Source organism: Streptomyces sp. NPDC034043, assembly GCF_055575675.1.
Genome location: NZ_JBVISF010000007.1, coordinates 235,136 through 256,697, shown reverse-complemented (window position 1 = coordinate 256,697; position 21,562 = coordinate 235,136). Strand labels below are relative to the sequence as shown.

Annotated in this window: 12 protein-coding genes; 8 read left to right on the top strand and 4 right to left on the bottom strand. The window is 68.7% G+C overall.

Translation table 11 applies throughout. From position 1 onward, the window contains the following. Positions 1-35 precede the first annotated feature (35 nt). Both ACZ51S_RS19500 and ACZ51S_RS19495 read right to left on the bottom strand, forming a co-directional pair. Positions 36-698 (bottom strand): potassium channel family protein, encoded by a 663-nt coding sequence (locus tag ACZ51S_RS19500; RefSeq protein WP_190186165.1) that lies wholly within the window; start codon positions 696-698, stop codon positions 36-38. Beyond that, positions 695-1,363, bottom strand: a complete 669-nt coding sequence (locus ACZ51S_RS19495; RefSeq protein ID WP_468170890.1) for a potassium channel family protein — start codon at positions 1,361-1,363, stop codon at positions 695-697. The genes ACZ51S_RS19500 and ACZ51S_RS19495 overlap by 4 nt, the downstream gene beginning before the upstream one ends. A gap of 210 nt (positions 1,364-1,573) precedes the next feature. Between ACZ51S_RS19495 and ACZ51S_RS19490 the strand changes: the two genes are divergently transcribed. The 8 genes from ACZ51S_RS19490 (at position 1,574) to ACZ51S_RS19455 (ending at position 16,733) form a co-directional block, all read left to right on the top strand. Beyond that, positions 1,574-3,625, top strand: coding sequence for an APC family permease (locus ACZ51S_RS19490; protein WP_468475300.1), 2,052 nt, complete (start codon positions 1,574-1,576; stop codon positions 3,623-3,625). 184 nt (positions 3,626-3,809) lie between these two features. Then, on the top strand, positions 3,810-5,132 hold the full coding sequence (locus tag ACZ51S_RS19485; RefSeq protein WP_468961548.1) for a class I SAM-dependent RNA methyltransferase: 1,323 nt from the start codon (positions 3,810-3,812) through the stop codon (positions 5,130-5,132). Positions 5,133-5,672: 540 nt separating this feature from the next. After that, the gene (locus ACZ51S_RS19480) at positions 5,673-7,148 is read left to right on the top strand and encodes a hypothetical protein (protein ID WP_468961591.1); all 1,476 of its coding nucleotides are present in this window, start codon (positions 5,673-5,675) and stop codon (positions 7,146-7,148) included. After that, on the top strand, positions 7,145-7,993 hold the full coding sequence (locus tag ACZ51S_RS19475; protein ID WP_468961546.1) for a hypothetical protein: 849 nt from the start codon (positions 7,145-7,147) through the stop codon (positions 7,991-7,993). The genes ACZ51S_RS19480 and ACZ51S_RS19475 overlap by 4 nt, the downstream gene beginning before the upstream one ends. Beyond that, positions 7,986-12,452 (top strand): hypothetical protein, encoded by a 4,467-nt coding sequence (locus ACZ51S_RS19470; RefSeq protein ID WP_468961544.1) that lies wholly within the window; start codon positions 7,986-7,988, stop codon positions 12,450-12,452. Before ACZ51S_RS19475 ends, ACZ51S_RS19470 begins: the two co-directional genes overlap by 8 nt. A gap of 17 nt (positions 12,453-12,469) precedes the next feature. Further along, on the top strand, positions 12,470-13,606 hold the full coding sequence (locus ACZ51S_RS19465) for a Wadjet anti-phage system protein JetD domain-containing protein (RefSeq protein ID WP_468961542.1): 1,137 nt from the start codon (positions 12,470-12,472) through the stop codon (positions 13,604-13,606). A gap of 261 nt (positions 13,607-13,867) precedes the next feature. Continuing rightward, positions 13,868-15,580: a tetratricopeptide repeat protein gene (locus tag ACZ51S_RS19460; RefSeq protein WP_468961540.1), complete on the top strand. Its 1,713-nt coding sequence runs from the start codon at positions 13,868-13,870 to the stop codon at positions 15,578-15,580. 127 nt (positions 15,581-15,707) lie between these two features. Next, complete coding sequence (locus ACZ51S_RS19455; protein WP_468961538.1) at positions 15,708-16,733, top strand: beta family protein; 1,026 nt, start codon at positions 15,708-15,710, stop codon at positions 16,731-16,733. Positions 16,734-16,767: 34 nt separating this feature from the next. On the opposite strand, the gene ACZ51S_RS19450 is transcribed toward ACZ51S_RS19455, so the two are convergent. Continuing rightward, complete coding sequence (locus ACZ51S_RS19450) at positions 16,768-20,661, bottom strand: caspase, EACC1-associated type (protein WP_468802812.1); 3,894 nt, start codon at positions 20,659-20,661, stop codon at positions 16,768-16,770. After that, a complete protein-coding gene (locus tag ACZ51S_RS19445) occupies positions 20,658-21,083 on the bottom strand; it encodes an effector-associated constant component EACC1 (protein ID WP_468475304.1) in 426 nt (141 codons plus the stop codon). Before ACZ51S_RS19445 ends, ACZ51S_RS19450 begins: the two co-directional genes overlap by 4 nt. Positions 21,084-21,562: the final 479 nt, after the last annotated feature.

Below are 21,562 nucleotides of genomic sequence, written 5' to 3'. Positions count from 1 at the left end.
GTCCGGGCCCGGGCGGCAGAGGGTCTCCTACACGCTCAGTGCCGGGCCTGGAGGAGGTCCTCCAGCTGCTCCTCGCGGGCCTGCGCGGCCACGAAGAGGAGCTCGTCGCCCGGCTCCAGGGTCTCCTCGCCGTGCGGGGTGAGCACGCGGTTGCCGCGGATGATGGTGACCAGAGAGGTGTCCTCGGGCCAGCTGATCTCGCTGATCTGGGTGCCCGCGACCGAGGAGTCGGGCGGCAGGGTCAGCTCCACGAGGTTGGCGTCGCCGTGGCTGAAGCGCAGCAGCCGCACCAGGTCGCCGACGCTGACGGCTTCCTCGACCAGGGCCGACATCAGACGCGGCGTGGAGACGGCGACGTCGACGCCCCAGGACTCGTTGAAGAGCCACTCGTTCTTCGGGTTGTTCACGCGGGCCACCACGCGCGGGACCCCGTACTCGGTCTTCGCGAGCAGGGACACGACCAGGTTGACCTTGTCGTCGCCCGTCGCGGCGATGACCACGTTGCAGCGCTGCAGCGCCGCCTCGTCGAGCGAGGTGATCTCGCAGGCGTCGGCGAGCAGCCACTCCGCCTGCGGCACCCGCTCCACCGAGATGGCGGTCGGCGCCTTGTCCACGAGGAGCACCTCGTGGCCGTTCTCCAGCAGCTCTCCCGCGATGGAGCGGCCCACGGCCCCGGCTCCGGCGATCGCGACCCTCATGCGTGTGCCTCCTCGGGACCCTCGGCGAAGGCCGCCTCGACCTTGTCGATCTCGTCCGTGCGCATCATCACGTGGACGAGGTCGCCCTCCTGGAGGACGGTCTGCGAGGTCGGCAGCGTGGCCTCGCCCAGGCGGGTGAGGAACGCCACGCGGACGCCGGTCTCGTCCTGCAGCTTGCTGACCTTGTGCCCGATCCATGCCGGGGAGGTGTGCACCTCGGCGAGCTGCACGCCGCCGCTCGGGTCGCGCCACAGCGGCTCCGCGCCCGAGGGGAGCAGCCGGCGCAGCATCTGGTCGGCGGTCCACCGTACGGTCGCGACGGTGGGGATGCCGAGACGCTGGTACACCTCGGCGCGCTTGGGGTCGTAGATGCGGGCGGCGACGTTCTCCACACCGAACATCTCGCGGGCGACGCGCGCGGCGATGATGTTGGAATTGTCACCACTGCTGACGGCGGCGAAGGCGCCCGCCTCCTCGATCCCGGCCTCGCGGAGCGTGTCCTGATCGAAGCCGACACCGGTGACGCGGCGGCCGCCGAAGGAGGCCCCGAGCCGGCGGAATGCGGTGGGGTCCTGGTCGACCACGGCGACCGTATGACCCTGCTGTTCCAGGGTCTGCGCGAGGGCGGAGCCCACTCTTCCGCAGCCCATAATGACGATGTGCACGGCCGTCCTTCCGGCTGACAGCGGCTCGCTGGTTTCCAGCCTCATTGCATGCTCTGGCTAATCAGGGTCTCAGACCATGGCCCAAGCTACACACGGGCGGTCACCAGTGTGACCATTTGGGGTCCGACAGGTGCTTCATTGGCGGCGCATTGGTGCGGATCGGGGGCAGGGGGTTCGTCAGCCACATTTCGAACGCTTACGATCCTCTGCGTGTCCAAACTGACCGACGTGCCCAAACGGATCCTGATCGGCCGGGCGCTGCGCAGCGACCGCCTCGGGGAGACGCTCCTCCCCAAGCGGATCGCCCTTCCCGTGTTCGCATCCGACCCCCTCTCCTCGGTGGCATATGCCCCCGGCGAGGTGCTGCTGGTCCTGTCCATCGCGGGTGTGTCGGCGTACCACTTCAGCCCCTGGATCGCGCTCGCGGTCGTCGTGCTGATGTTCACGGTGGTCGCCTCCTACCGGCAGAACGTCCACGCCTACCCCAGCGGCGGCGGCGACTACGAGGTGGCCAACACCAACCTCGGACCCGCGGCGGGCCTCACCGTGGCGAGCGCCCTGCTCGTCGACTACGTCCTCACCGTCGCCGTATCCATTTCCTCCGGCGTGGAGAATCTCGGCTCCGCCGTCCATTTCGTCATCGAGCACAAGGTGCTCTCGGCGATCGTCATGATTCTGCTGCTCACGCTGATGAATCTGCGCGGTGTGAAGGAATCCGGGAAGCTCTTCGCCATCCCGACGTACGTGTTCGTCGGCGCCGTGTTCGCGATGATCGCCTGGGGCGTGTGGCGCGGCCTCGTGCAGGGCGAGACGATGGAGGCCCCGACCGCCGGCCTGGAGATCAAGGCCGAGCACCAGGGGCTGGCCGGATTCGCGCTGGTCTTCCTGCTGCTGCGGGCCTTCTCCTCGGGCTGTGCCGCCCTGACCGGTGTCGAGGCGATCAGCAACGGCGTACCCGCCTTCCGCAAGCCCAAGAGCAAGAACGCCGCCGCCACCCTCGCCCTCATGGGCGCCCTGGCCGTCACCATGTTCTGCGGGATCATCGGCCTGGCCATGGTCACCGGCGTGAAGATGGCCGAGGCCCCCGCGACCAACCTGCTGGACAACGGCGTACCGGTCGGCGACGGATTCGTCCAGCACCCGGTGATCTCCCAGGTCGCCGAGGCCGTCTTCGGCAGCGGAAGCTTCCTCTTCATCCTGCTCGCCGCGGCCACCGCGCTCGTCCTGTTCCTGGCCGCGAACACCGCCTACAACGGCTTCCCGCTGCTCGGCTCGATCCTCGCCCAGGACCGCTACCTGCCGCGCCAGCTGCACACCCGTGGCGACCGGCTCGCCTTCTCCAACGGCATCGTGCTGCTCGCCGGCGCCGCCATACTGCTGGTGTGGCTCTATGACGCCGACTCCACCAAGCTGATCCAGCTCTACATCGTCGGCGTGTTCGTCTCCTTCACGCTGAGCCAGATCGGCATGGTCCGGCACTGGAACCGCCACCTGAAGAACGAGCGCGACCAGGCCGCCCGCCGCCGGATGATCCGCTCGCGGGCGATCAACACCTTCGGCGCCTTCTTCACCGGCATGGTGCTGGTCGTCGTCCTCGCCACCAAGTTCACCCACGGGGCCTGGGTCGCCCTGCTGGGCATGCTGATCTTCTACGGCACCATGACCGCGATCCGGAAGCACTACGACCGGGTCTCCGCCGAGATCGCCGCCGACGACGGCCCCAGCGACGACAGCGTGCGCCCCTCCCGGGTCCACTCGATCGTCCTGGTCTCCAAGGTCCACAAGCCGACCCTGCGCGCCCTGGCCTTCGCCAAGCTGACCCGCTCGGACACCCTGGAGGCGCTCAGCATCAGCGTCGACCCGACCGAGACCAAGGCCCTGCGGGCCGAGTGGGAGCGGCGCGGGATCAACGTCCCGCTGAAGATCCTCGACTCGCCCTACCGCGAGATCACCCGCCCGGTGGTCGAGTACGTCAAGGGGCTGCGCAGCGAGAACCCGCGCGACGCGGTCAGCGTCTACATCCCCGAGTACGTCGTCGGGCGCTGGTACGAGCACCTGCTGCACAACCAGAGCGCGCTGCGGCTCAAGGGCCGGCTGCTGTTCACGCCCGGTGTGATGGTCACCTCGGTGCCCTACCAGCTGGAGTCCTCGGAGCTCGCCAAGCGGCGGGCGAAGAAGCGCCAGGAGTGGAACGCCCCGGGCGCGGTGCGCCGAGGCCCGGTCGACACCCCGAGGCCGCGTCCGAAGGAACCGGCGAAGTAGCGTCGGAGCGGCGGCGGAGCGGCTGCGTCGGAGCGGTCGCGAAGCCGGTGGTGAAGTGGCCGCGATGGCGCCGCGGACCGGTGGCGGACCGGTGGCGAACGGCCGGAGGAGATCCACGTAAACTGGTGGGTCGGTCCTCCGGCCGTTTCCTTTCTTCGATCCACTTCCTTGGAGCCTCCTCACCATGACCGAGCAGAACGAGAAGCAGTCACTGGTCGGGGAGGAGTACGAGGTCGAGGTCGGCCCCGTCGCGCACGGCGGCCACTGCATCGCCCGTACGGCGGACGGCCGCGTCCTGTTCGTCCGCCACACCCTGCCCGGCGAGAAGGTCGTCGCCCGTGTGACGGAGGGCGAGGCGGACTCCCGCTTCCTCCGCGCCGACGCGGTCAAGGTCCTGACCGCCTCCAAGGACCGGGTCGAGGCCCCCTGCCCGTACGCCGGCCCCGGCAAGTGCGGCGGCTGCGACTGGCAGCACGCCAAGCCGGGCGCCCAGCGCCGGCTCAAGGGCGAGGTCGTCGCCGAGCAGCTGAAGCGGCTCGCCGGGCTCACCCCCGAGGAGGCCGGCTGGGACGGCACCGTCATGCCCGCCGAGGGCGACAAGCTGCCGGCCGGCCAGGTGCCGCAGTGGCGCACCCGCGTCCAGTACGCGATCGACGAGACCGGCCGGGCCGGCCTGCGCAAGCACCGCTCGCACGACATCGAGCCGGTCGACCACTGCATGATCGCCGCCGTGGGCGTCTCGGAACTCGGCATCGAGAAGCAGGACTGGCCCCAGATGGCCACCGTCGAGGCCATCGCCGCCTCCGGCTCGAACGACCGCCAGGTCGTGCTCACCCCCCGCCCCGGCGGCCGCCTCCCGCTCGTCGAGCTGGACAAGCCGGTCTCCGTCCTGCGCGTGGAGGAGAAGGACGGCGGGGTGCACCGCGTCCACGGCCGCCCCTTCGTCCGCGAGCGCGCGGACGGCCGTACGTACCGCGTCGGCATGGGCGGCTTCTGGCAGGTCCACCCCCAGGCCGCCGACACCCTGATCAAGGCCGTCATGCAGGGCCTGATGCCGCGCAAGGGCGAGATGGCCCTCGACCTCTACTGCGGCGTCGGCATCTTCGCGGGCGCGCTCGCGGAGCGCCTCGGCGAGACGGGGGCCGTCCTCGGCATCGAGTCGGGCAAGCGCGCGGTGGAGGACGCCCGCCACAACCTGGCGGACTTCCCCCGGGTCCGCATCGAACAGGGCAAGGTCGACACGGCCCTCCCGAAGACCGGCATCACCGAATGCGACCTGGTCGTCCTGGACCCGCCCCGCGCGGGCGCGGGCAAGCAGACGGTCCGCCACATCGCGAGCCTCTCGGCCCGCCGCATCGCCTACGTGGCCTGCGACCCGGCGGCCCTGGCACGCGACCTGGGCTACTTCCGCGAAGCGGGCTACAAGGTCCGCACGCTGCGCGCCTTCGACCTCTTCCCGATGACGCACCACGTGGAGTGCGTGGCGATCCTGGAGCCGGCGAAGTAACAGGCGTTGACCTGGGGATCTGCAGTCCTGGCATCTCGCTCGACCTGTTTTCCGCTATCCAGCAGGTCGAGCGAGCGAGTGCTTGCTAGACGTGGGGTGACCTGCACGCTTATTGGGAAGTGGCGCTCCAGCCGGTGGCAGTGACCGCGTGGCCATGGGGATCTCGACGCTCAGGTGACGCTCTTCCTGGCTAAGTGTCAGTCGAAAGCGGGTGCCTGGGGTTCGTCGAGGTGCCTCGCGATCCGGCGACGTCCGATCCGGCGTATTCCTCAAGCAGCCGAGCCTTAGGGTCGTCATCCGCTGGCACTTGCACGGTCAGCCGACAGCTTTCCCATTCAAGGGGGTGCCGGGATTTCGGTTGCAGAACTTGCCGGGACCAGTGATGTGGCGGTGAGCGGGCGCGGCCTCGCGCCGGGCCCAGCAGCGGAAGTGGTCGTTCACCTGGAGGGAGACTGAAACTATGCGTTTCCCGCCCAAGTGGGTCGGCGCGTAGCTACAGTGCCTGCTGTGCGTGGTGAATCGACGGAGTCATCCGTGAACATGCCGGATGGCGGGCTCGTCCGCAGGGTAAAGGCACTGGCCTGCACTGCGCCACTTCAGGCTCTGGAGGACAACAAGGGCAGCCTGGGGCGCGTCGACGCACGCCCGTACCACATGGTGGAGCTTGCCCTGCACACCATTGACCAGGTCGCGATGGCCATGGACTTCGACAGAGGGGCGGAGCACGCCAAGGTCATCGAACAGGTCAGCCACTTTGCTGCTGTCCAGGTACCGGAGCAGCGGGGGCACGAGCATCGAGCCGTAGCCGAGTGGGTGCTCCACAAACTCATCAACATCGGCACCCTCGACCGAGGGTTCACCTGGACGTACGGACGGTTGGATGGCGAAGGTGCCTACAGCCGCTACGACTTCGACTTCAAACTGCTCGTGGAGCACTCGACCTCCGACGGGCAGGTGTACTTACGGGTTACAGATGAAGCCATCAACGTTCTGGTGGGTGCGCTTGACACGGATGTGGAGTCAGCGCAGGTAGCCGCCGAGTACAAGCTTGAACACCTCATCACCCGCGGCCGGTTGGAAGACGCGAAACTCGCTGCGGAGCAGGCAAGATACCGGACCGTTCAGTACGGGGAGTACCTGCGGCAGTACCTGGACGCGACCCGGCGGGATGTGCGGACAGTCGACTGGGAACAGCAGGTGCCCACCCTGCTGGAGGAGGCACTGGAGCACATCGAGGCGAGGTACCGGCACGAGAGCGCCATCCTGACCAACATCACCGAACACCGTGACGGGGCGCGTGATGCGCGGAAGAAGCAGCAAGCAGCTGGGCTTGTTGACATTGTTCGGGACTGCATCCACCGGCACATGCAGCTGCAGACCAGATTGCAGGGCGCCGGAGCGCTGTTCCGGGAGGAGCAGGACCGTCAGCAATTCTCCGGTCCTCCCCAACGTGCGGCGGTCGATGTCTTCAACCAGCTGCTGGTGCCGCTCCTTGGTATGCCTGTCGGTGCCGCCATGGCGCCGGTGACCGACTTCTTCCGATTCGGCGTGGCGCCTGCACCGCCAGCGGTGACCTCCTTGAACACACTTGTGGGTCGACTGCTGACCGTGCGTTCGGATGACAGTGTGTACGCCGGAGCCGTGCCCGTAGCCGATGTGAGACGAGACGGGGACACCCCGCGGTTCAGCGAAGCGGACCAGCGCATCGCGGGGAAGCTCTTTGACCTGGCGGTGGACCAGACCCGGCCTTTGAGCACCCTGCTGCGCGAGGCGCGTAGTTACGGACCGATGGTCGAGCGGCTTGTGTTGCACGATGCCGTACACGCGTTCAGTCCCGCTCTCAGTGAAGCGATGCTCCGCGGCGACAACAGTGTGTTGATCGCGGTTCCGGTGGTCGGTGAACTCGACGGACCTTCGGTGGGTGGCGATGAACTTCTGGTCTCCCGGGTGCGCTTGGAGGCGCCGGGGGACGAGTGGGACGACGACGGTTCGCGAGACGAGGAGTTTGACGAGTGACGTCGGCCATCACGATGGATGACGCCGAGGACGCCGCAAAGCTCATCGCCTTCGGCATGCGTCCGCGGCAGCGGCCCGCCAAAGATCGGGCCTACCGGGACCTGGTGGTCCGGTACCGAACCGAGAGCGACTTCCAGGGCTTGGTGGAACGTACGGCTCGGGGCCTCGGGCTCAAGATTCTAGGTGCCACCGAGGACATCGGTATGGCCTTGGCGGCGCTGCCGAACTCGGTTTTCGAGACGAAGATCGAGGACTACGTGCGGGTTGCCAGACAGCGTGGCGAGGGGGAGAGACTGCTGCACGGCATCATTCATCTCGCGGTTGCTGCCCTGGCGTTTCCGCGCCCTGACGATCTGGCCAACGATGGTTACACGGGGCGTGTCAGCGCCGAAGCCGTCGACACGGCCGTACGCGACACTTGCGACCGGCTGCGTGAGAAGGCCGCTGCCTCGGAGGCCGGCGGGGACACCCCCGCCGACTCGCCTGAGCTGGAGAAGGTGTGGACCGCGTACGCCCGTCGGCCTGAAGCGGCATTGACCAAGGACGGCAGGCTGGCGATGAATTCGACGAAGGGCATGATTGCCAGAGCCCTTAACTTCCTCACCGAGCAGGGGTTTCTGGCGGTCGTGGGTGCGGGACAGGACGGCTGGTACCGGACGACGCCGCGCTACCAACTTCAGGTCCGTGAACTGGCGGCGACCAGCGCGTTCGAGGAACTGCTTGCTCTCGGAGTCGTACCGATGTCCTCACATGGCACCTTGCGGGCGGCCCCGCAGAACGCCTTGGATCGGACCACGGACAGAGCGACACTGGATGCGGCGGACGAGGGACTGTTCCATGTATGAGCTGTCCCGCGTCCTGCTGCGAGGTGTAGGGCCACAGGCCGCTCGATACGAGAATGTCCTGCTCGACTTCAGCGGGGTCGGCGCCCCAGTGGACAATAGTCGGCAGGGGAACATCTTCGACGAAGAAGAGCCACCACGCCGTGCCTCGCCGGCGAGTGTGCTTTTCCTGGAGAACGGCGGGGGCAAGTCGGTACTGATCAAGCTCATATTCTCCGTTGTGCTCCCTGGGCGCCGAAACGCCGTGGGCACCCGCAACCCTCACGCGTTGGAAGGCTTCGTACGACGCGGAGATGTGGCGCACGTTGTCTTGGAATGGACCCATGCAGCCAGCGGCAAGCGGCTGGTAACCGGAAAGGTGAGCCAGTGGAAGGACCGTCGGACATCCGACGAGTCCGATCTGGTCGAGCGCTGGTACCACTTCCGCCCGGGACACACGCTCGACCTGGAGACCCTTCCGGTCGAGGAGAACGGCAACTACCTCGGCCTCGCCGAGTACTGCGAGCGGCTCAGGCTCGCCGACATCGAAGAACCCGCACTCGGTTATCGCAACTTCCAGCTCCATGGAGAGTGGACGGATCGGCTCATGGCCTTGGGCCTAGATCCTGAGCTTTTCCGTTACCAGCGGGCGATGAACAACGACGAGGGCGAGGCGGCCGACGCCTTCTCACTCGGCAGCGACCAGGCGTTCGTCAATTTCCTCCTTAGTGCCGTACTGCCGCTCCAGCCGGCCCGAGACCTCGCCGAGGTGCTGGGCACGTACGCCGACAAACTAGCGGACCGCGGCCTCATGGAACTGGAGAAGACGTTCGTCGAGGAAGTCCTGGCGGTATTGGCGCCCCTGGGCGCGGCCCGAGAGATGCGAACCGCTGCCGATGCGAAACAGATGGGCACGCGGCTGGCCTTGGACCATTTCATCCATCAGATCCGGGGGCGTGCAACGCAGGAGAAGCAGGCGCTCGCGGACCGGGACCAGGCTGTCGTACAGCTGGAGGATGAGGTCCGCAGGGCGCAGGACAGATACCAGCACACCGTCACTGTCGCCGCCGAACTATCCAGACTGCTCGCTAAATTGAAGCTGGAGGCGGCAGAACGGAACCATAGCGCGGCTCAGCAGGAGTGGGAGAAGGCCGGAGCGATCGAGAAGGGTTGGCAGGCCGTCCCTGCTGTGCTCCGGGACATGGAAGCCGTGGCCGTCGCCCAGCGGCTACGGACACGTATCACCGTATCGGAGGTAGCGGCCCGACCCGCGCTCGCCACTCGCAACGAGGCCTCGCGTGTGCTGTCGCAAGCGTTGCGCAGCATGGTGAGCAACTTGACAGATGAGGCGGACCGACTCGGAGAGCACGCAACTGTGTGCGACGGGGAAGCCCAAAGCGCCCAGCGAGAACACGACTCGGCTGTCGCGGCGGCAGCGGAGGAGGAAGCGAAGGCTGGCCTCCTGGATGGCCGTGTCACCGAGGTGCGGGAGGAGATCGCGGCCGCGGTGCGGGAGGGGCTGGTGCCCGACGGGTTGACGGTTACGGATGCCGCTGCCCAGGCCCAGTCCACAGCCACCGCTCACCGTGAGCGAGTAGTCGAAGGCGAGCGAAGGGTGGAGCGTCTGGAGCGTGAGTACCAGCACGCAGAAGAGGAGCACGAGACAGCTCGCAGCCAACTGGCCGGAGCCGACCACGCACACGACATCGCGCGCCGCGAGCAGCAGGCCGCCGCCGAGTCCATGCGACGGCTTGCCGAGGATCTCCAGTACGCAGGTCTCTACGGCGGTGAGGCGGGTGAACTCGACATCGAGGCAGCAGGGCTCGCGGACCGATTGGCTCGGACGCAGCGGGATGCCGAGACCGCTCGAATCGACGTCCGCATCGCCATGGCGGCCGACGAGCGCGCACTCACCGCATTGGAGACGAATGACCTGCTGCCTTCGTCGCTTGAGGCAGTGCGAATCTGTGATCTGTTGCACGAGCGGCGGGTCCCCGCCTGCACGGGGTGGGAGTACCTAGCCTCCATCCCCGATGTGGAGCGCCGCGCAGAACTCGCCCGGCGCCATCCCCAGTTGGTAACGGGTGTGCTCTGCAACGATGCCGACGAGCTCGAGCTCGCCGCTGAGATCATCGGATCCGAGGGTGTCATGGTGACCGGCTTCCTCGCTCTGGGAACGACGACCGCGCTCCATGAGGAGGGCGGTCTGGCCCTGGGATCCTCCTTTGTCGTACGGTCCCACCCTGCGCTGTATGACGAGCGTGCCGGTCAATCGGAACGTCTCGAGCTGACAGTCCGACGGGATGACCACCAGCGGCAACTGGTGGAACTGGACGAGACGCTACGCACCCATGGGCTGTTTGCGGCCCGGCTCGCGCAGTGGCGGGATACATACCCACCGGGGCGCCTCGCCGCGCTGCACGACGCGATGGTGACCGCAGAGGAGAAGGTCCTTTCCGCCCGTGGGATGGCAGCGGCCGCGAAGGACCTCAGGGAGGGAGTGGCCCAGCAGTTGCGGGCCGCACGCGGCGAGCTTTTCGATCTGAAGGAAGACCAGTCGCGTCTGGACCGCCGTGTCGAAGTGCTACGGGCGCTGGTCCGTTCGACGGCACGCATCGCGGGCTGGCAAGGTGAAGCGCTGCACATGCGTGGTGCGGCCCGCGAACACCGACAGATCGCAGCCGATGCCCGCGTCAGGGCCGAGATTGCCCGACAGGCCGCGGCCGACGCCCGGCGCACCGTCGACGTGCTGTGGGGCACGGTAGCCCGTACCGAGGAGGAACTGGCTGCTCTGCCCATCCGGGAATTCGAATCCGACGCGACCGAGCAGCTCACTATGCCGGAACAGCCGATGGAAGTGCTGCGCCGCCTCTATCGCGCGGCCGCCGATGAATACGACCGAGTGGCGGTGGGCGCAAGTCTCAAGGCTGACCTTGACCAAGCCGAACGGGAGGAACGGGCCGCCGGGAAAGCGCTGGCCTCTTTCAGTGAGTGCGAGCGAGTTATGGCGCGGGAACTGCTCCAGGGCTCCGACGGGGTGGACACCGCCGCTTTGAATGCCGGCCGAGCACGCGCTCAGCGACAAGTGGTTTCCGCGCGTGCCCAACTGGACGCGTTGTACGAGGTCGTGGTGCGGTGCCGGACCACGCTGCATGCAATCAGCGAAGCCCCCTCCGACGCGGGACCCGTCGATCTGTCGCCGTTCGGGCCACCGCGTGATGCCGCACATGGCGAACGACTTGTTGCGGCGGCGGAGCATGCACGGGATGAAGGCGCTGCGCTCGTCGGCGAGCTGCGACATCTTCTGGAGAAGCTGGTACAGGAGCAGGCTGATGCGCGACAGACGGCGCGGTCTTTCAAGACTCTGGTCGATCTCTTCGGGGATCCCTCCGAGAGGCAGGGCGAGCTGTTCGGGACGATCCCGGCATTTGAAGGTGATGCGGCCACCGCTCGTGAGCGTCACGACCTGTTCCTCGCTGAGCATCACAAGGCCCAACGAGCCGCGGCAGAGGCGGAGGCGCACGAGCGCACGCTCGCCGATCGACTCGCTGCACTTGCGGCGGACTCCCGGTTCGAGGAACTGCAGTCTCCAAGCCGCCGCGTCATGCTCAGCACGCCGCGGGACGAACTGCCCGTTCGTGCCGGGACATGGGCGACGGACCTACGGCCCCGATTGCGGACGCTGGAAATCGACCTCGATTCAATCGGCCGGCACCGTAAGCAGATCGTGCTTCAGTTCGTCCAGCAAGTCCGAGACGCGCTCCGTACCCTGAAGCGCGCGCAGAGACTGTCCCAACTGCCGGAAGGACTCGGCAGCTGGTCTGGTCAGCAGTTCTTGCAAATCGGATTTCCTGAGGTCACCGACGAGGTTCTCGCGGAACTGTTGGGCCGGGTCGTCGAGGACGCCGCGGTGGAAGGACAATCCCGCCGGGGGAACAGGGATGCCCGCCAACTTGTTTTGAAGGGCGTTGAGGCCGCGGTCGCGCCCAAAGGCTTCCGCGTGACCGTGCTCAAGCCGGACATCGGGCTTGCCGTGGAGCGGGTCCGGGTGGCGCAGACCAAGGACATCTTCTCCGGGGGACAGATCCTCACGGCCGCCATTGTTCTGTACTGCACGATGGCCGCGCTCCGAGCCAACGATCGGGGACAGGTGCGCCGCCAGTACTCCGGGGTGCTCTTCCTGGACAACCCGATCGGTCGGGCCTCAGCCCTCTATCTGCTCCGCCTCCAGCAAGCGGTGGCCAAGGCGCTCGGGGTCCAGCTGATCTACACCACAGGCCTGTACGACAAGGCTGCCTTGGACGTCTTCCCTCTCGTCATCAGGATGCGAAACGACGCTGACCTCAGGGCACGGCGGCGGTACCTCTCGGTGGCGGACCGGTCCCTGGGCCGGCAGATCGCCTCCCTCCGGGACGGAGCGGGGGGCGATATCACAGCCGTCCGCTATTTCCAGCGTCCGACCAACGAAGCGGCGGTCGAGTGAAGCCGGGATTGGAGCGCTTGTCCGAAGAGCTGCTGGAGAGCCTGTATCGGTGGGCCGAGTCGAGAAGGTGGAACGGCTATCAAGCGAAGCAGGTCCGAGGGCCGGAGCTGCTCGAAGCTCTTCGAACCGCCTATCGGGCAGGGCCTGACAGCGACCCGGAGGAGGAGATACTCCGCCGGTGTCTGGCTCTCCTCGCCTCCTCCGGACGCGTCCAGCTCATGCGCGAGAAGGCGGGCGAGCCGCCGGGGGTCCACCTGCTACCCGTACGCGCGGCGCCGGAATCCAAAGGGAGGCGACGGACGCTTCATCACCCCTCACTCCATGCGCTGATCAAGGAACAGCGGAAGGCCACCCCTAGGCAGGAGGTGGCTTACACGGCCATCAGTAACTGGCTGCACGCGTTGCGTGGTCCGGTGCTGAAGGTGCCGTTGCGGGAACGTGCCCTGGAGATTTTTGGGAAGCGTGAGTACTTCGCGGAGTTCCCGGAGCCCGAGAAGTGCCTGGACCATAAGGGGTTTGGTGGTCCATTGTTCGAGAAGCGTGCTGACTTCTATAAGTTGATCTGGGCCTTTCCGACCGACCCGCCTCTTCTCAACGCCCGTTTCTCCAAATTCAGTCCGGGCGATCAGAGTACGTCGCTGAGCAGCGGTGACATCCTGCTCGTCGTCGAGAACTCGGCCACGTACACGTCGCTCGTACGTCGGCTGCGCGAGCTTGAGCACCAGCACAGCATTGGCTGTGTGGCTTGGGGAGTCGGCCGCTCCTTCACAGCCTCGGTGCGCAGCATCACGACCCACCATGGCGCCGCAGGACACGCCAGAGCGCGATTCAGCGAGATCCGCTACTTCGGCGACCTCGATGTCAGCGGTCTGGAGATCCCACTCAAGGCGAGGGAAGCAGCCATCGGCCTGGGCATGCAGCTGGTTCCCACGCGCGTGCTCTACCGGGACCTGATCACGGAGGGCGTTCCTCTCCCAGGCAAGGAGCGCAGTCGTACGCGTGAGGAGGCGGAGACCTTGGTGAATTGGCTAGGCGAAAGCCATCACTTCGAACCGGTAGTTGACGTTCTTGTGAAGGGGGAGCGATGGGCGCAGGAAGGCGTGGGGCTGCGTCATCTGAGCTCCACAGACGACTGGCTGGCGGACATGCAATGACTGTGGGGAGCCCGAGTGAGCAATGAGACGGCCGCGCCCCGGGCACGTATTTCTGAGCCGGGGAGGGGGCCGGGGCGCGCACTGGGCGTTGTACCGCCGCGCAACCCGCGCTTCTGGGGACGACAACACCACTTGGCGGTGCTAGACCGGCGCGTGGACCAGGCTCCTTGGGGGACAACTGTCCTCGTCGGCCCGTTCGGTGTCGGCAAGAGCCACATCGCCGCTGAATGGGCGCACCTCAACGCCTCACGGTTCGGATCCGTGCACTGGATCAGCGCCTGGAACGGCAGGATGGCCCGTGAGGAACCGGAGGCGGAGACAGAGAGCGCCCCGAATGCCAACAAGAAGCCCGCACTGGTGGTGCTCGACGGCCTGCGCAGCTGGGCCGACTATGACCGATTTCAGAGAGGCGATACAGCCGGGCATGTACTGATTACGTCCTCCAGTCCGGCGGCCGAGTGGGCTGGGTGGGCGGAGGTTGTGCCTGTCGGCCCCTGGGACAGGCAGGAGGCGATCGACTATCTCCGTACGAACATCGGCTCGCTCGGCACCGAGGATGCCGGGCGAATCGCGGCCGCCCTCGGCAACCTCCCCTTGGCGCTCGCCTACGCGGAGGCGTGGCTTAAGCGCGGCTGCACAGTGGATGGTTTTCTGAAAGCGCTGCGTGACCACCCGCGGGCCGTCCTCGGTGGAGCCGGCCCTGACCACTACCCCGGATCGCTCATCGCCAATATCGAAGAGGCGCGCAGCTCCCTGGCGTCTTTGGACCGATGGACGGTCCGCCTGCTGGACGCGGCGGCCTTGCTCGGCCCCACCCCCCTGCCGGCCCGCTCCATCAGGACGTGCCCGTTGTACCGTCCCGACGATGACACGCTCAGTACGGAGATCGCTCTTCACCCAGCCGAGCTGAGCAAGGCATTTCCCGTCCTGGGAAAGTGCGGCCTGAGCACGTTTGATGACGCTCTTCTGCTTGTCAGCCCGGTGTACTGCACGATCGTGCGCGGGCTCCTTGCACAGGAAGAGAAGCGCCAAGCTGCCCGCTGGGCCGATGTACTGCTGGTGGCCTTGGACCCTCGTGACTCTGTTCCGGACCGCGCGAGGGAGCGATGGCAGCTCGTGCTGCCTTCCTTCCTCGCCTGCCATCCCCACGAGGTCGTCACTCGTGAGGCCTTGACCGTGATGGCCGCGGCGTACGACCACATGTCCGATCTGGGACGCTGGCAGGCGGTCCTGGCGCGGGGCGAGGTGCTGTACCGGCGCGGGGTAGAGCTGTTTACTCAGGATGATGCGGCTGTGCTGGGCGTTGGTGATGTCCTCCTGCGCGCATACACGTCCGCGCACCGTCATGCCGATGCGGTGAAACTGGGGGCGGTGCTGCGGGAGTGCCGCATCTCGGTGCGGGGACCCATGGGGATCGACGCGTTGAGGTGCACCTCGGCCGTGGTCATCCCGCTGGGAAGCTGCGGACACGTCGTGGACGCTCTGGAGCTTGCTCAGGAGACTCTCATGGCACAGACCACCCAGCTCGGTGCCGATCACCGGGACACCTTGCTTACGAAGAGCCGTCGTGCCGTTGTCGAACGTATCGCGGGGCGTTGGCGGGACGCTGTGGCGACGGGCGAAGAGGTGCTCGAAGCCCAGCAGCACGTCCTGGGGCGGGTGCATTCTGACGTCCTTTCCACCGCCCACGAACTGGCCTGCGCCTACCACGAGTCAGGAGTGCACACTAGAGATGCACTTGATCTCTTCGCCGAGACACTTCTCTTGCAAGAGGGAGTGTTCGGTGAAGACCACCCCGCTACGGCTCGCACGGCGGCGGGCTTGGAACTGGTGCACTTCGAGGCGTACGGGACATTCCAGAGTATCGAGCGCTCCTGGGCCGTGTTGGAACGACTCAGGCAGGAGTTCGGAGTAGGGGACAAGGATGTGTACCGGCTCACGCAGGCTTGCCAGGTGATGGGAATGAGCGTGTGAAGGAACCCCCGCCGAAACGGGGCGCACCGTGGAGTGGCTTGCCCAGGTCGTATGAGGTGATCCCGGACTAGGCCACATACAGCGGCAGCTCCACGACACCCTGGGTCAGGCCCGTGCAGCTCGTCCGGTGACTCCGGCAGCCAGGGGTGGAACTTCTTCCGGTGCCGCGCGAGGTCCGCGTTTTTTGCAGTCGGCCGTCACACCACTCTGGAACCTGCCTCCGCGACCGGGCCTTCCGCCGGACGCCCTCCGCGTGCAGATCCGGCGTGACGCGCACGCCGTGAGCAGGAGGCAGCGCCGCCATCCTGCCTGGCTCGACGCCCCGTTCGCCGACGCCGCCCAACTCACCGCACTGGCCTCCGTGTTGGCGGAACTGGGCGGACTGGGCCCGTTGCGGCCGGTCACCGGCCCCGACCGCCCCGCTTCACATCAGGCGGCTTCCCTGGCACAGGCCCGGACAAGCGGGAACGGCCTCGGCATACGGGTTGCCGTGCCCAGGGAGTGGGACGGCGCCGCCGCCCTCGCCGTACGCGGTCTCCTGGCACAGGCGGATCCGGCCGTCGAGACGGACCTCCTGCTCGACCTGGGCGCCGTCCTGGCCGACCGGGCTGAGGCCGCGAAGGAGGCCCTGCGCGCCCTCGACGCCCTGATGCCGCTGACGGCGTGGCGCACCGCCGCCGTCCTCAGCGGCGCGTTCCCAGAGGTGACCGCCGGCAAGCTGGAGCACGGCCTGCGCGCCGAACCCCGGGCGGACTGGCACGCCTGGCGCGAGCTGTCGGACAGCAACCGCGGGTACGTGTCCTGGTTGAGCTACGGCGACTACGGCATCCAGCCCGTCCGGGCCCTCGCCCGCGAGGCGTCCGCCGGTCGCGGCGGCCCGCCCTGGGGAACGCTCCGCTACACCACCGAGGAGTCGTTCGTCCTCGCCAAGGTCCTCGCCCGCGGCGAGGATCGCACCACGGTCAACCGGGCGGCAGCCCGGCAGCTCACCGAGCTGCCGGAATTCCGGGGCGCGGCGGCCGGCGCGGGGGAGAGCTGGCTGCGGGACTGCCGGGACGGGCGGGGTGCGTCCGGGACGGGCAACGCGACGGTCTGGCTCCGTGTGGGAAACGTCCAGCACATGTCGTACGTCGTCCGCTGCCTGCGCACATGACCCGGGCTTACCGCCCCCGTCCGTGCGGGAGCGGTCAGGCGAAGAGCGGATCCAGCATCGCCTCCCCCGCCGGCACCCGCCAGGCCGGCAGCCGCACCGTCCGGGCCACTGGCGCGGGTTTCGCCCCCCGCCCGCCGGACGGCAGCCCGATCAGCAGGTCACCGCGCGCCTGGACGAGCCGCAGATGGCGGGCGGGATCCTGCTCGGGCAGGGGGCCCGTGTCGATGAGCACCGCCGTGTTCTCCCCGTCCACCGTGAACAGCAGGTCCACCGTGTGCCCGCCGATCACCGCCGCGCGTTCCAGGTCGGTGATGCCGCGGGTACCGAGATACTCCTGGAGCCGGTCGGCGAGCTCCTCGCGGAATCCGGGCGCCGCCGGGGGACCGGCGACCGTGTCCTGGTCTGCGGAGGCCCCCGCGCGCAGCACGGTCGAGCGTTCCGCGAGCAGGGAGGGCAGCCCCGCCTGCCCCTGCCAGAAGCGATGGCTCCCCACCGTGATCAGCTGCGACTTGGCCCGGGTGACCGCGACGTTCCAGAGGTTGACCTGGCTCGCCACCCAGTGCGTCGTCTTCGGCGGGGTGTTGTCCGTGGCCACCGGGCTCAGGACCATGACGTCGCGCTGACCGCCCTGGAAGGCGTGCACCGTACCGACCCGGACCCGGTCGTCACCGGCCCACACCGGGGCCAGCGCCTCCTTCTGCGCGCGGAAGGGCGTCACCACCCCGACCGTGGCGTCCTCGGGCAGCCGTGCCAGCAGCTCGTCCACCGTCCGCCGCACCTGGTCCGCCTCGGCCCGGTTGCGCCAGGACCGGCCGCCGCTGCCGGCCGCGGACTCGCCGTACGGCACGTCCACCCAGCCGAGCACCGGAGGCGGATCGGCCGCCCCCGCCGGATCGACCGGCGGGACCTGCCTGCGGACATCGGTGAGGACCTGCAACTGGCCCGCGTAGCAGTAGCCGTTGACCACGTCCGCGATCTGCGGATGGCACCGGTAGTGCTCGTCGAGCAGCAGCGCCGCCTCACCGTGCTGCGCCGCCGCGTGGTACGAGGCGTACACGTGGTAGGCCAGCCGGTGGTCCTCCAACTGCGCGGCGGTCAGGCCGGCCCGCACTCGGGCCTGCCGCTCCTGCTCCGGGCTGATCCCGGGAATGTGGCCGAGCTGCATGGGGTCGCCGATGACCAGCGCCCGCTTCGCCCGGAACAGCAGTGGCAGCACCGAGGGGATCGAGCACTGGCTCGCCTCGTCGATCACCACGAGGTCGAAGAGCTTCGGGGCGAGTTCGAGCTGGCGCACCGAGTGCGTACTGATGGCCCAGGCCCTCAGGTGCGCCATCAGATTGCGCTGGCTCTTCTGGAATCCCGAGCGCCGACGCAGCGCCTGGAGCCGCTGGTTCATCAGGGACCGGCCCCGCGCCATGCCCTCGGCCGCCACGGCCTGCGCCAGCTCCCCCGACACCGCGGAGGACGCCGCGGCGCTGTCCAGCCGGGCCTGCTTCAGCGCCTCTTCGTCCCAGGCCAGATGCGCCGGTACGAGCTCCCGCAGGGCCCGCTCCACCGCCACGGCCTCCGCGAGGCCGAGCAGCAGCTCGGGCGGGGCAGGGCGCTCCGCGGCCCAGGACGGCCACGAAGCCTCGGATCCGCCGCCGGACGAACCCGCGAGGGCTGTGAGGGCCCGCCCGCGGCGCCACCTGCCGAAGGTCAGCCATCCGGCTCCGGCGGCCCTCCGGGCGCGCTCCTCCCAGCGGGCGAGCGCGGCCGGCTCCTCCGCCGACCAGGCGCCCTCCAGCAGCCGGACGGGCAGCGCGAGCCCGTCCGCCCGCCGGGCCCGCTCGCGGACCAGCTCCAGCAGGCGCGCCTCCTCGCCGATCCGCCCTGCCGCCTCCGCCCGGAGCGCAGCCGTACGCGCGTGACGGTTGCGCAGCTCACCGGCCACGGTCGCGGCACCCCGGGCCGGGGCCGCTGCCGGCCGGGCCAGCAGTCCGGCCAGCTTCTCGGCCTCCCGTTCCCGGGCTTCCACGTTCCCGGTCCGCATGAGCAGGCCGGGCGAGATCTCGTCGCAGCGCTCGGCCACCACGTTGACGGCCTCGTTGTTCGTGGACGCGACCAGTACGGACTGCCCGGCGGCGACGGCGGTCGCGACCACCGCCGTGACCACCTCGCTCTTGCCGGTACCGGGCGGGCCGGTCGCGACGGTGAGCCGGCGGGTCATCGCCGAGGAGATCACCTGCTCCTGGCTCTCGTTGCACGGGCCGGGGGAAACCACCCTCACGGCCGCCCCGTCACGATCCGTCCCGTCACCGCGGTCGCCGCCACCGGTCAGGAGGGCTTCCAGCGCGGTACCCGCCATCTGTCCGGGACGCGTGGACATCTGGAGCAGGTTGTCGACCAGGCCCTCGGTCGCGACCCGCTCCATGCCGGAAGGCGCGAGCAGCACGGCGGCGTTGTGGGCGCCGGGCCGCAGCGAGTCCATCACGGACCGCTCGCTGAGCGAGGACAGGTCGAGGGGCTCCAGCTCCGGAACGCCGAGCTCGGTCAGGAGCTCCCGTACCGCCTTGACCATCTGGCTGCCGTTGCCCTCCTGCCAGCTCGGCTGCCAGCGGGCCAGCAGCTCGCCGGCCTCGTCGTCGGACAGCAGCTCGGTGATCACGCCGGTGTGCAGGGACGGGACCCCGCTCGGACGCAGCAGGTCGCGGCCGTTCTCGTCCGGGGTCAGCTCCATCGGCTGGACCAGCAGCGGCGCGATCCGCACCGCGGCCCGCCGGCGGCCGTCCCCGCCGCGTTCGGGAAGGGTGATCGCGGGATACCCGTACCAGAACTCCTGGAGCCCGGCCCCGTCGGCTTGCGCACCCGTGCTCTTCGGCTCGGGCAGCTGCCCGGGGGCGGGGAAGGAGTGCCCGAGCCCGGACTGGATCGACTCCGGGCCCTGGCCCAGCAGGAAGTACGCGCGGCCCCGGCCGCTGTCGCGGTCGGGCAGCATGCCGGACGCCACCTGGGCGCCGAGGCAGTGCGCGTAGTACCGCAGGAGCCGCTGCGGGTCGACGCCCTCTCCGGCGTCCTGGGCGACCAGCTGCCGCGCCTTCAGCAGGGCGGGGGAGACCGCGGACCGGGCGGCGGCCCGGTCCGCGTCGCGCGGCGCGTCGGGAAGACGGACCGGACGGGCGACCGAGCGGGCGAAGGGCAGTGAACGGGTGGCCCGGATCGTGGACTTGGTCGGACGCTGTTCTTCGGGGACGCCCTTGATCACCATTTGTGCGGTCAGGTACTCGAAGAGGTCGTCCGGGGTGATCCAGCCGCCCTCCTTGATCCGCCCGCTCCGCAGGCCTTCCACGATCTCCCCGGTGAACCGGGAGGTACCGAGGGAAGACCCCTTCGGCGCCATGGCGGACGCGGCCTGGAGAGCGTCGGAGGCGGTGATGAAGTACACGCCGGTCGGGCGCAGCAGCGTACTGGGCGCGGGCCGGTCACCGGTGTCCGTGTCCCCGCCGCCCTTGGCTGTCCACCCCTGCACGACGGACCCGCTGGAGCAGCAGTCCAGCAGCACCAGCTTGGACGCGGCCCGGCAGGACGTGAGCATCCGCTCCAGGAACTCGGCCGGGACGGCCGTGCCCGGCAGGTCGTCCGGGTCGGCGTCCCGGGTCAGGAAGTACAGCTGCCCGTCGGCCTCGCAGAACTGGCCGTGTCCGCTGAAGTAGAGCAGCGCCGTCTCGCTGGACTGCCGGTCCTCCAGGAACTGCTCGACGGCGTACAGCATTTCGGCGCGGGTCGGCTCGGCGACCATCGCGCAGTCGTTGTACATGCCGATCTCGGTGCTCTCCAGCACCGCCCGCATGTAGTGCAGGTCGGCCCGGACGGGCGGCAGGTCGTGGTAGTGCTCGCTGTCGTACGTGGATACGCCGATGAGCATGGCGTACCGGTCGTTGCCGCTCACTGCGCGCCCGGCCCCGCCTCGCCGCCGTCCGCGGCCTCGTCACGGGTGTCGGACGCACCGTCGGCGAGGAACCTGTCGATCAGCTCGCTGTCGGCCCGGGCCTCCTTGCCGGACACGCTCAGCGTCGCACCGTCCGCCCGGGTGATGACGATGGTCCGCTGGGGTACGCGGGCCAGCCAGACCTGGATGCTCGCCGCGACGAGGGAGCCCCCGCTGAAGACCAGCCCGACCAGGTCCGTGACCGGGCCACCCTTGTCGGACTCGTCCTCGGGCCGAGGGCGCGGGATGTCGAGCGCGGCCCGCGGATCGGCCTCGGCGAGGGCGGCGAGCAGCTCGCGCGCTTCGCGCCGGGCGCGCAGCGGGTCCTCGTCGACGATGGCGATGCGGTGGCCGGCGGCGGCCGGGTCAGTGGTGGTACTCACGTTCTTCGTCCCCCTGCGTCTTCCCCGTGCGGCTGACACACGGACGGGCGAGCGTACCGAAGACGCCTGGCAGTGAACTCGCCAGTTTCCGGAAAATGCCTGGTCATTGGCCTGAAACCGCCAGCCAGCTCCACCCATCTGGTGCCACCGGGGTACCCCGACGTGCGGTGTCGCCGCCCGGCCGGATTCCGTGTCAGGTCGCGAGGAACCGACTCGGTGCCCCGTGTCAGGAGACACGCGGTTCTTCGCGGGCGCGGCTTTCCGTTCCGCCTGCTCCAGGCGGTAGACCACGTCGAGCGGGGAGTCGACCGCAGGCACAGGGGGAGGCATGTCGTCATGCGACCGGGGCAACGATCGGAGACGGAGAATCCAGCCGCTTCCTGCGCCCTCTCGGAGTCCGGCAGAGGTGTTCAGGGGCCATGGCGGTGATCGCTCCGAGCCGTCCGGCGGCCGTTTTCAGCCGAGTGCCTTCGTCACTG